The 11910-nt window shown below is 68.6% G+C and carries 8 protein-coding genes; 4 read left to right on the top strand and 4 right to left on the bottom strand.

The window, feature by feature from the left end; all coding sequences use genetic code 11:
* Positions 1–520: hypothetical protein (locus tag ABD211_RS18430; protein WP_344133026.1), on the top strand; the 520-nt coding region annotated here is incomplete at its 5' end.
* Positions 521–624: 104 nt separating this feature from the next.
* Positions 625–1110 carry an HIT family protein gene (locus ABD211_RS18435; protein WP_344133029.1) on the top strand — a complete coding sequence of 162 codons (486 nt, stop codon included), beginning with the start codon at positions 625–627 and terminating at the stop codon, positions 1108–1110.
* Between the two features lie 249 nt (positions 1111–1359).
* On the opposite strand, the gene ABD211_RS18440 is transcribed toward ABD211_RS18435, so the two are convergent.
* From ABD211_RS18440 to ABD211_RS18455, 4 genes are all read right to left on the bottom strand, one after another.
* On the bottom strand, positions 1360–1851 hold the full coding sequence (locus ABD211_RS18440; RefSeq protein WP_344133032.1) for a hypothetical protein: 492 nt from the start codon (positions 1849–1851) through the stop codon (positions 1360–1362).
* A gap of 213 nt (positions 1852–2064) precedes the next feature.
* Positions 2065–2997 carry a DUF2637 domain-containing protein gene (locus ABD211_RS18445; protein ID WP_344133044.1) on the bottom strand — a complete coding sequence of 311 codons (933 nt, stop codon included), beginning with the start codon at positions 2995–2997 and terminating at the stop codon, positions 2065–2067.
* A gap of 107 nt (positions 2998–3104) precedes the next feature.
* Positions 3105–5795, bottom strand: coding sequence for an AfsR/SARP family transcriptional regulator (locus tag ABD211_RS18450; protein ID WP_344133034.1), 2691 nt, complete (start codon positions 5793–5795; stop codon positions 3105–3107).
* 497 nt (positions 5796–6292) lie between these two features.
* A complete protein-coding gene (locus ABD211_RS18455; protein WP_344133036.1) occupies positions 6293–8356 on the bottom strand; it encodes an AfsR/SARP family transcriptional regulator in 2064 nt (687 codons plus the stop codon).
* A gap of 276 nt (positions 8357–8632) precedes the next feature.
* Here ABD211_RS18455 and ABD211_RS18460 point away from each other — a divergent pair, with 276 nt between their 5' ends.
* On the top strand, positions 8633–10480 hold the full coding sequence (locus ABD211_RS18460; protein WP_344133038.1) for an Hsp70 family protein: 1848 nt from the start codon (positions 8633–8635) through the stop codon (positions 10478–10480).
* 191 nt (positions 10481–10671) lie between these two features.
* Positions 10672–11754: a hypothetical protein gene (locus ABD211_RS18465; protein WP_344133041.1), complete on the top strand. Its 1083-nt coding sequence runs from the start codon at positions 10672–10674 to the stop codon at positions 11752–11754.
* The last annotated feature ends 156 nt before the right edge of the window (positions 11755–11910 follow it).

The following is an 11910-nucleotide window of genomic DNA, read 5'->3' on the forward strand; positions in this document are numbered from 1 at the left end:
CAGCCACGAGATGTTCGAGGCTGACCTCGACAGGGTGCGGCAGGGAAGCCTGTCCCCGGTGCTGCGCGACGCCTTGGACGCCGCGAACCTGGCGGACGGCGAGACGCTCGTCCGGAGGCTGGGCGAGCGGATCCTGCGGGACAAGGGCTACTTCGCTCTGCATGCCGATCCGCACTCAAGGCTGATGTACGACGCGATGTTCTGGCTCCACTCACACCTGCGGACGCCAACCTCGTACGAGGACTTCGTCCACCTTCCCGCCGGGCAGGTCGACTACGGGCGCCCCTGCTATCTGATCATGATTGCGACGAGCCTCGCCAATCACCCGTACGGGTTCTGCACCGGTGGATACGCCGAGGGGTTCCTGCGGGACTGGTGGAACGACCGGACGGCCAGCGGCACGAACGACCGGACGGCCAGCGGCACGATCGTCGCCGTGGACGATGCGTACAGGCTCACGGCGGAGTACGCGGCCCAGCTCGTCAGCGCGCTTCGCGCGATCGACGGGGAAACATCCTGAGTCGCTGGCCCACGCACAAGCCCTCTTCAGACTTCGAGCTCGCGTAGGATCGCCGTCCACTTGTCTCGTCGACGTTTGCGGGGTGCGACGTGGAGCCGGAAAGGGTGCCGTTCGACCTGGTGACCTACGAGCAGCGATCCCGATCGGGGCGGTGCTTCATCTGCGCGTTCCTCGCTGACGAACCCGACTACGCCCACGAACAGATCGTGGCCGACGACGACGAACACGTCGCCTTCCTCGGCAAATACCCAACGATGTACGGTCATGTGCTCGTAGCGCCCCGCGCGCATATCGAGCATGTGGTGCGGGGCCTGGACTCCGCGGCATACCTGCGCCTACAGGCTCTGGTCTATCGGGTCGCCCGAGCGGTAGAGGCGGTAGTGCCGTCCGAGCGGACCTACCTGCTATCGCTGGGCAGCCAACAGGGCAACGCCCACCTGCACTGGCACATCCAGCCGCTGACCCCGGGCACCCCGTATCACCGGCAGCAGTATCACGCACTGATGGCCGAGAACGGGGTAATCCCGTGGACCGGTGACCAGGCCGCCGAACTGGGCACGCGGCTGCGTGCCGAGTTGGCCACCGGGTAGCGGGACATGTGGCGCCGACATGACGACGCCTCGACGGGGTCTCGACGGAAGCAGCATCCGCCGAGGGCCACGATTCCTGCTGTACTAATTCGCCAAACTCCCTGCCCAACTATCGCCAAACTGTATGCTCCGTCATCCGCACGAGCTGCCCGAAAGAAGATCATTTCAGCCAAGCGACGTGGTTAGTCACTATCCGCACCTCGCGGCGCGGATAGGGCCTGTCACGGCCGGCGCGTGGGTTCTGTCGGGTTACCCATTATTGATGTCCAGCCACTCGTCCGCAGCGGTCAGCATCTCTGTCCAAACGGGACGGGGCTGTGGCAACTTCTCGCCTCGTCTGTATGCGCCAATTATCTCAATCGCATGGTTCGCGGCAGACCATGTGATGGAGGTCGACGCGCGCCCGGTCATTTGATGCACGCCGTTGGCCAGGCTAAGGATCTTGTGGTATTCCTCAAGTCTCGTACGTACGGCCAGGTCGGCGACGTCCTGGGTCTTTATCGAGATCATCAACTTGTTGGCGCTTTCGGCGTCTCGGTCTCGGTCGGAGGACCGCGCCAACTGAATCAAAGCAGCCGACGCGTCGAGGATCGCAGCCGTTGCGGCCCGCTCTTGGCTCCGACGTTCGGCGAGAAGCATCGCAGCTGCCGACGACCGCTGCACGTAAACCGTTGTAACCAGCGAAATTACACCACCGATAACGGCACCGATGAGAGCGGCCAACGCCTCCGACAATTCCACAGAGACGACGGTAGGTCCCACAGTCAATCCGGGCGTGGCGCGGCAGCTCAGCGCCGGCAGACAACCAATTCCGGATTGTCGCAGCGTGCCCGCAGTGGTTGTAGCACCCACACCCGCGTCCCGTCCGCACTCACTGCGCGAAGCGGTGAAACACCCAGTTATACGGCCTATTTGGTTTAGATAGTAGTTCGGCCGGGCTCTGCCTGCCGGTCGTCAATGTCGTGGTCCGCTCGGCGAAGGAACGCGGCCGGCATTGGCCGCGGCCTCGTCGTTTCGTAGGTGGTTCAGCACGGCCGAGACACGGCTCGTGCGGATCGTGTGCCCGTTCTGGCGAAGCTGCGCGGCCAGCGAGTCACGGGTGAGGCTTCGGCCCTCGCGCTGGAGTGCGGCGCGGGCGGCGCGGGCCGCTGGCAACAGCGCGGCGATCTCCGGATCGACGCCACGGTCCGGGCCATCGTCCGAGCTTTCCTCATGGTCCACTGCGACCGGCCCCACTGCCGCTCGCGGTGGGGCGGTTACGGGCGTGTCCGGCGGCAAGGCATCCACAGATGCAGAGGCCGGGTGTGGCATCGGGGCGAACGCCTCCATCAACGGCACGGTGGTTACGTGGCCGTTGACGTGCGAATGTGCGAGGGCGGATTCGGCTTGCCGATGCGCGTGTGGCGGTGCCTCGCCCGTCGGGTCTTCGTTGTGCAAGATGCCGGCCAGTTCTTCGCGGATGGCGCGGACGCGGCCGGCGAGTTCGACCAGCGACACGGAGGCGACCAGGATCAGGCCGTCTACGGAGATGGGCAGTAGGTAGGGGTTGGGTTGTTGCTCGCCGTAGCGCAGGACGACGGCGGCCATGTGGAAGTACGAGACGTACGCGGCGATGCCGGCGATGACGGCGGTGGCGAAGATGCGCAGTGCGGCCAGGGCGCGGCGGTGCACGGGTATCCGGGAGATCAGCTCGACGGAGAGCATGAGCGCGAGCGGTGGCCACGCGGCGATGATTTGCGCGATCACGTTGTGTTGAGCGTGCAGGACATTGGCGCACACGGAGGCGGCGACGCCGAGGGCGAGGGTGGCGCGTACGGCCCATTGGAACCTGCGTAGTTGCGCGAGTTCCCGTTCCGCCACCCGGACCTGGTGACGGTTCGTTCGCATGGCAACTGTCGCGTCAATGCTGGCGTCCGGTCGAGCGGCGATGCGGGTCACCTGGGCATCTCCATCCGTGACGTGGCCGTTGCCGAGTCTCCTGGCTGGTTGGGTGCTCATCGCTGCCCGGTCAGCGTGGGTGTCATCTGCCGGGCGGCAATGCGGCGGGTAGCTTCGGACGGTTCTGCTTCGCAGAGTTCCGCGAGCCTGTTTTCCAACAGCCGTAGCGTGCGGCGGACCGCGTCGGGCCGTCCGAGCCGACCGTGGATGCGCATGACCCGCTGGTACAGCTCCTCGTTGACCGGATCGCGCTCGGTCGCGGTGTCGAGGGCTGCGATGGCCTGGTCGGGGTGGTCGATTTCGAGGATCTCGGCGATGCGCGCGTACGCGCTGAGGATCTGGTGGCGGTAGGTGGTGGCGTAGTCGATGACCCAGGCGCGGTCGTGGCCTTCGGCGAAGTCGCCCCGGTAGCAGGCGACCGCTTCGTGCAGCGCGGCCAGGCAGGTCTCGTCGTTGCCGGCCTTGTTGGCTCGGTCGAGGGCGGACAGCATCCGCCACAGGTCGACCTCGATCAGCTCAGGGTCGATCCGGTACCGACCAGCAGAGCTGTCGTGGACGATGAACTTGCCTCGGCCCTCGATGCCGGTGGCGTCCCGGAGCAGGCTGCGCACGGCGTTGAGGTCGGTGCGGACGCGGTTGATGCCGGTCTCGGTGTCGGCATCGGGGTGCAAGTCGGCGGCCAGTTCCTCGAACGTGCGGCCCTTGGGATGGGCGGCCAGGACAGCGAGCACTGCCAAGGAGCCGCGCCGCACGCCGCTGGTGATCGGCGCTTCGGTGGTGGCGAGCGCGGGCGGCCCGAGCACGCTCAACCGCGCTGGCGGCGGCGTGGCCGTCCCGCTGCTGCGGGTGGGGATGTCGGTCAGGTCGACCTCGTACGCCGACGCGCTCGTCTCGGCGGCCGGTGTGTTGGCGGGTTCGTTGCCGGTCTCTGGCCGGGGCGCGACGGCGGCGACCATGGCGAGCACGGCGGCCAGGTCATGTGCGGCCAGGACTGCGAGCCGGCCCTTGCCGGCCGCCTCGTCTGTGCCGTTGGCGAGGGTGACGTCGCCCCCAACGGCGATGTGTAGGTGCGTTACGTCCGGTGTGTCAGGTAGCGCGCCGAGGATGACCGGGTGGAGGTCCAGTGCCTGCCGGTGGGAGGCGACGGCGAGGATCCGCGCGGTGTGATGCTGTTCGGCGGGGATGAGCAGCACATAGGGGGCCAGGTGCTCAGCGTGGTCGGTGTGGGTGTTCAGCTCGTCGGCTGAGTCGACGCCCATGTCGTCGAGCAGCCGTCGCCGGTGGATCATCTCGGTTTCCAGGTGGGTCACCGCGTTAGCGCCGTCGGCCACGACGATGAGGCGTTCGCCGTCGAAGGTGTCGTGGTGCGGGTCCAACCCGTGCGCGCTGGCGCCGTCGGGCAGCAGCCTGGCAAGTAGCTCGGCCGTGGTGACCAGGACCGGCCGCGTGAGGGAGTGATCGGCAACACCGGTGGTGAGGACGGCGGCGGCAATCGCCCGCGCGGCAGCGGGCGCGCCGTCACCGTCGAGGACGACCGCGCGGCCGGGGACCTCGAACAGGCTGATCTCGTCGCCATGCTGGTCGACGCCGATCGGCGCGGGCACGCTCGGCGGTTCGGGCACGAGGCCGGGCAGTGGGCCATCGGAGCGGACGGTGAGTACCCGGTTGCCGGCGGCATCGGCAGGACGCAACGAGTCAGGCACCGGCGCCGCGGTGGGACCGGTGTGCAGCGGGACCGGGAGGCCGAGTCGGGCGCGGCGGCGGCGTTGCAGCCGCAGCAGAACGGCGATGGCGGCGATGGCGGTGGCTAGGCCGAGGCTGACCCATCCTTGCGACGGCAGGGCCACGCCGTTGGGTGACCTGCTGTGCTGCGTGCCCTGCCCGGTGGGGGCGCCGGGGTGCGGGGAGGTGGTCACGTCAGTGCTGGTGGTCGGAGTGGAACTCGGCGCGGTGCTCGCTGGCGGTGTGCTCGGTGGCGCGGTGGGCAGGGTCGGTGTCGATGGGGTTGTCGCGCCGGATTCGGGTGGCGCTGATGGTTGGGGCCTGGCCGGTGCCTGATCACCGTGCTCGGCCCTTGATGCACCGGACCCGGCTGGGCGCCGTTCGGGCAGGATGAGCACCCAGCCAATGTGAATTTCGTCCGGGTCATGCAGTGCGTACCCGTTGTTTTGCGGCTTGCCACGGTTGAGGACGTAGATCTCGCGCCACCGCTGCGGATTGCCGAGCTTGTCCCGCGCGATGTTCCACAAGTTGTCGCCCTTGACCACATGGTGGATGCCGGATGCGTGCTCCGCCCACACGGGAACGCTTGAGTAGGCACCGCGTCTGGCCCGGCCCGCGACTGTGTGGGCTGCAGGTTTTACCGGCCTACTAATGGCGGCGGCGGAGTCGTGATGGTGCTGCGGAGAGGCCGTGGTCGCAGTCGGGGGAGTTGCTGCGGCGCTGCCGGTTTGTAGCAGGGTGTCGGTGAGCAGGACAGCGCCGCTCGCGATGGCGGTAGCGGTGTAGTGGCGGCGAGCGGGTGGCCGCCATCGGCGCAAAGGGGTGCGTGGCCGTGTCGCTTGTCGGGCGGCGCCGGCCAGCTCACAGACTAGGTAGATCCACAGTAGCCAGCCGATGCCAGTGGCGGTCTGCAGGACGGTGCGTGGCTCGCTGAGCCCATCGGTGAGCAGGTGCCGGTACCAGCCGGCCGGTGCGGGTAGCCATCGGTAGGTGCTCAGCGCGAACGCCGGCCATCCGATGAGCATCGGGACCCACCCGAACACAGGAGCGGCTTTGCCTAACCGGCGCCCCAGCCCGACAGTACGTTTCAGGCCGTGGCGACTCATGGTGTGCTGCGCGCGAGTGGGCTGCCCGGACCCGACGGAGCGGGACAGGAATGGATTTGCTCGACCGTGTACGGCTGAATAGCCGTACGTGACGTTGTTCGTTGTGCTGTACGCGGACGAGTCATCGCGGTCCTCTTGTCTGCGGAGCAACTTGATCGACATCCGGATGTGGCCGCTCATGGTCAGTGGCCGGTGAAGCGGCTGTCGGCATGCGATGTAAAGGACGCTACGACCGTCCCCGGCGGGATACGCCGAATGCGGTGCTCACAGCCGCTAACGCAAACTCACACGGCGCTAACAACGCAGCTCACCGGTGCGCGGTCGATGCGCGGGAGAACTGCGCCGGACCTAACGAGCCGCACCGATCCCTGTGCATGCGTGGTCGGGATTGCCCGAACCAGCGAGGGCTGGCGTCGCTATCGACGCTCTGCGAGCTTGGCCAGGAGTGTGTCGGCCAGCGCGATGGTGGTCGGGTCAGGCTGCTGGTGGACGTCGCCGAGGCGTGCGGCGAGGGTGGCCAAGGCGCGACGCACGCCGTCGGGGTTGCCAGCTGCGGCGTGCCGCTTCATGGCCTGCTGGTAAAGGTGCTCGGCGTGCGGCGAGTAGCGGATGGCTTGCTGGAGCAGCCGCAGGGCGGCATCGTGGTCAAATTCGAGGTCGGCCAGGTGGGCGTAGGCGTCAACGGCGCGTGCGAGCAGTTCCTCGCGCAGCGGTTCGGCCCACTCGTATCGGCACGCCTCGGCCAACTCGCCGTGATACGCGTCGACCGCGTCAATCAAGGCTTGCCGGCACGTGTGCGGATCGATGGCGGTGCCGGCCCGCGCCCAGGCGTCCTGAAACTGCCACAGGTCGACGTGGATGTGGTCGGGATCGAGCCAGTGCCGAGTCTCACCGGGCGTTGCCTGGTCGATGGTGTGCTGCAAGACCGTGCCACCGGCAGCGTCGGCGAGGGCCAGGCGCAGATGGGAGATGGTGGTGTTGAACCGGTTGCGGGCTGAGCTCGACGCCACATCGGGCCAGAGGACCTCCTTGAGCTGATCGGTGGTGGCGCCGTCACGATGGGCGGCCAGATAGACCAGGATCTGCCGGGCTGCGGCCCGCCCAAGGTGAACCTCACCCCAGCTGCCGTCCGGGTATGACCGCTGCAGTGAGGGACGGCCGAGGACCTGCAGCCGCAGCAACCGGCTCGCACCGTCCCTCTCATGTGGGATGACGTTATCGGACGTGAGGGAGTTGGGCGCCGACGCTGGTCGGCCAACGCCTGCTTGTCCGTTGGCGGGTCGGTCGTGGGCGGCGGCGAGAGTGGCCAGAATGTCGCCGGTGGTGGCGGGGTCGAGTACGCCGAGCCGCGCCACCGGCGCAGCGCCCACAGGATGGGTGCGAGTGGTCCCGTCGGTGTCAACATGCCAGGTGGTCCCGGCGGGCCATCCGCCGAGCAGCACTGCTGTCAGGCCGGCGCGTGCGACCAGCGTCGTGAGTCGGTCGGCGGTCGGGCCGGGCGGGGGAGACGTGGCCAGCAGCAACAGGGGACCGATGGCAGCACGGGAGGCCGCCAAGGTTAGGGCGGTCGCCAGGTCGGGGGCGACGATGGCGGTGAGCAGGTCGGCAACATTCGTGGCGGCTGAGCCGCCGAGCAGTGCGGTCAGGTCGTTGGCGACGCCGGCCACCGGCCACCGGGCGGCGGTTGCCGCGACCAGGGCGGCTCGGGCTGCTGCTGCGGCGCCCGGACCGACCAGGCCCAGCCCGTCGCGTGGCAGGTCTGCTAGGAGCAGCGGCCCATGCGGGGTCGCTCCAGCAGTAGCCACGACCGGTGCGCTGGCCAATACCGCCCACGGTGCCGCGTCGTCGTCGGTCGCGGCGGCGTGGACAGCCCGACGCACTGCGAGCACTCCGGCGGGCAGGGTGAACGGCTCGTCGGCGTAGCGGGCGCCTGGCGTGCGGGGGACGTAGCGGCGGCGGCGAGCCAGCCAGAGTCCGGCTGCCGCGGCGGCGATGGCGGTGGCGGTGGAGGTGGGCAGCCAGCCGCCGCGAACCTCGACACCCGCTGACTGTCCATCCGTATCAAGTGACTCGTCCACCACGCTGGGCGAGACCGAATCCTGCGGTAGTCGCGCGGCGTTGTCGCCTATGGACTGTCCCGCGAGGCCGGTATCGACCGTGGTCACGGCCGTCGGTGTTGCGGGGGAGCCAGCGCCTGAGGTGAATCGGGTGATCGCGTCCAGCAGCAGGACCGCCGTGCCGGTCAGCGCGGCCACTCGGCTCTGCGCGCGCGGCGGCAACGCAGGCCGTGTCCGGCGTAGCAGTCGCATCCGGTCGACCGCAGCGGCCCCCACTTCATAAAGTGCCCAAGCCCATAACAGCCAGCCGAGCACAGCCGCGAGGTTGAGCAGGACCGGTGCGCTGGCCCACGACACCGCGCCGGACAACACCGCGTTCCAGCCGCCGGGCACCGTGACCATGGTGTGCAACGTGACGAGCATGGCCGGTACTCCGGCGGCCAGTGCCAGCAGCCAAGAGGCCCGCCGGAGCACCCGCATCCACCGCACCGGTCACCACCACACCGGCGTATCGGCAACGCATGAGCGAACCACCAGGAGCGGACACAGTGCGGTATCCATGCCCGTCATCGTCACACCTCATCGCCGCAGCCGTCAGCCTCCGGCTCGCTCATGGTGGCGGCACCAACCTGTACGGACGGTGATCGTCCGCCAGCACGGGGTTGCGATCATCTGTTGTTGGCATTGATGATGACGATCGTGTCAGTTGTCCGATTGGGGCTGGATTACGGGGCGGCGGCGACCAAAGCCGTCATCGCCCTGCCCGGCCGCGACCCGACACCCCTTCGATTTGACGGCGCCCTGACGCTGCCCAGCGCGGTGCTCATCGAGCCGGGCGGTGACCTCGTCGTCGGTCTGGCCGCCTGGCGGCGAGCAAGCGAGCACCCACAGCGGTTCGTGCCCGCACCGGCCCGGCTCGCCCACCTGCCGACGATCGACGCCGACACCGATGTTGTTCCTGTCGTGGACCTCATCGCGGCAACGCTGCGCCGGGTCGCCACCGAAGCTGCCACTCACTCCGGCGGGCCGGTCGACGAGGTCATGCTCACCGTGCCAGCCGGATGGGGACCGCACCGGCGTGATCTGCTGCGCCGAGCAGCCCACACCGCCGGCCTGCCCAACGCGCAACTCGTTCCCGCTCCGGTCGCGGTCGCCTGGCACCTCCTAGCCCACGCACCGGTCGCTGACAGTCCGATCCTGGTGTGCGACCTGGGTGCCGGCACCACCGCGACGGTCCTTCGCCGCCGGCCGGGCGGCTTCGACATCCTGTCCACCATTGAAGAACCCGACGCCGGTGGCATGGCCGTGGACCTGGCAGTTCTCGACGCGGTGACCGCCCGAGCCCGCGCTGCGGCACCTGCCGACCAGACCACAGGCGGCGAATCACCCGACGAGGTGTCCTGGTACGCCGACCTCGACCAGGCGCGGACCGCAAAGGAAGCCCTCGCTCACCACACCAGCGTGGTCGTCTCGCTACCGCACCCGCTTCCTGCGGTCAGCCTCACCCGCCCGATACTGGCCGACACGGCCGGACTGGTGCTCGCGCGGGCCGCCGACACCGCCCACCGGACGATCACCGCCGCCGACCTGCCCACCGACTCACCCCTGCAGGTGTGCTGCGTGGGAGCCGGCGCTCTGCTGCCCGGCGCGGTAGAGGCCCTGGCACAGCGACTACCCGCAAAACCCACGGTCGTCGACGAGCCGCACCACGCCGCCGCCCGCGGTGCGGTCGCCCGCCCCACCGAGACCCAGACCGTGGCTCAGCCGATGCAGATGCCGGACGGACGCGACGTCGCCGTGGCAGTCGGTGCCGCAGCGACCGCAGGAGCGATGACCGTATTGTTCCTCGCTGACACCAACACGAACACCACCGGCAACGGCACGATCCAGTTCGCGCCGTGGGGCCTGCTGGCCAGCGCCGCAGTCCACATAACCATCGCCGTCATCACCATCGCACTACTGATGCCCTGGCTCGCGCCCGGCGCGCTGCCAAGCACCGCCGGGAGCCGGTGGCGACTACCCATCCTGCTACCGGCCGCAGCCGCCGCCGCTGGCGCCACGGTCCTCGCCATCGCCACCATCATCACCGCCGTCGGGCACCTTCCGATCAATACAATCCTGGCCTGGACGGTGCTACCCGTCCTTCCGGTCGCCGTCGGTGCGGCAGCCGCCGGGCTCGCAACCCGCCGCGACCCGCCACCACCCTGGCGATGGCTGGACCGGCTCCGCCCACCGCTCATCCCGCTCGCCCTCGGCGCCACCGCCCTCATGGTCATCCATGCCACTGGCGACGCGACTTCACTGGCATTACCCGCCACCCTCGCGCTACCTATCGGCGCGCTGCTCTACGCAGGCGCCGTCGTCGGGTTACTCACCACCACCATCGTTGCCCGCCTTCTGTTCGCCGTGCCCATCGCACCAGCGGCGCTACTGCTCGCCGTCGCCGATGCCGGCGCCATCCTCGCCGTCGGGTACGCCGCCGCGATTGCCACATGGTGGATCATCCGCGCCGTGAACCCGCCCACCAGCCACGAGACCCCGCCATGACGACCACCGTCGCGCGGTGCCCGCGCTGCCACGCCACCAGCCAACCCGTCACCGGCTACTGCCCGCGCTGCCACACCCGACACGACTCGCGGCCGGCCGCCCCTGAAAGCACGGAGATCATCAACGCTGCTCGACCGGACCCACCCATAAAGAACGGCGAGCTGCAGCTCGGTGACGGGTCCGACCAGCCGGTGATCGTGCTCGACAGCGTCGGCGACCCGAATGAACCAGACCCGGACGCCGTGGCCGCCGCGACCATGGCCCGGCTCGCTGCCGGTCGCCGGCAGCTACGTATCCGCATCCTTGTCGCCGGGATCGTGACCATCGGGTTGGTCGGCGCCGCCGCGCGGGCACTGACCGTCGAAGACCTCATCTACCAACCAGACACTCCGGTGCGCGACCTGTTCGCCGCCCTGGCCGACCGCGACGCCAGCCGTCTGGCCGACCTCGGACCGTGCGGACTCAACCCGCTCTGCCAGCCAGGCGCGCTGGCCAGCGGGTACGAACCACCAACCGACCTGCACATCAACAGCGTCACCACCACCGGCGGACTCCGCCAAAACCGGGCCACCGTCGCCATCTCCTACCAGATCGCCGGCACCCCGCAGACCGCAATCATCACGCTGGAACGCGGCACCGGGCTACTACGTCCCTGGCAGATCGTTGACCCGCCCGGGCAGCATCTCGATATTCGCAGCCAGCACTTCTCGAGCGTTCAGCTTGCCGGTGCTCAGGTTCCCACCGCCGTCCCCGACCGGCTCCCGGCCAGCGTTGGCGTGTGGGCGCCGCCGGGCCGGTACACCGTGACCGCGCCCGCTGACCCGTTGTACGTGGCCAGTCCGATCCAGATCATCGCCAGCGCCGCCGGCGACATGCAAACCATTACGGTGCCGGTCACCGTCCAACCCGATGCCGTCAACGAGATCACCCGGCAAGTCCGAGCCCAGCTCGATGCCTGCGCCGCCATCGCCTCGTTCGACCCACAGGTCGACACCCCGCTGAGCTGTCCATTCGACTACACCCCGACCGACTATCAACCGTTCATCGACAGCGTTCGGTGGACCATCACCCGCTACCCAGAAGTTCGCCTCGACCTCGCCGCGGATGGAGCCGTCACGGTCCACACGACCAGCCCTGGCCAGGCACAGGTCACCTACCGATGGACCACCGACATCATCGAACCCCGTCAGTGGACAACAGCGACCGGCCGAACCGACATCACCGTCTCCGGCGGCGTCACCGAAAAGGACGCGGAACTCGTGTGGACCGGATAATCGCTGCACCTTCGATGGGTGGCCCTTTCCGACGAAGTAGTCGACTGGCAGTCCATCATCACCTTGCTCGGCCGTGCCGCCGACGGTTACCCGATGAAGCTGCGTGACGCGGCACTAAGGGACTGCCGATAATTAACTCGGCGTTTTGGTCTTTGC

Origin of the sequence: Luedemannella flava (assembly GCF_039528515.1) — a bacterium.
Lineage (GTDB): Bacteria > Actinomycetota > Actinomycetes > Mycobacteriales > Micromonosporaceae > Luedemannella > Luedemannella flava.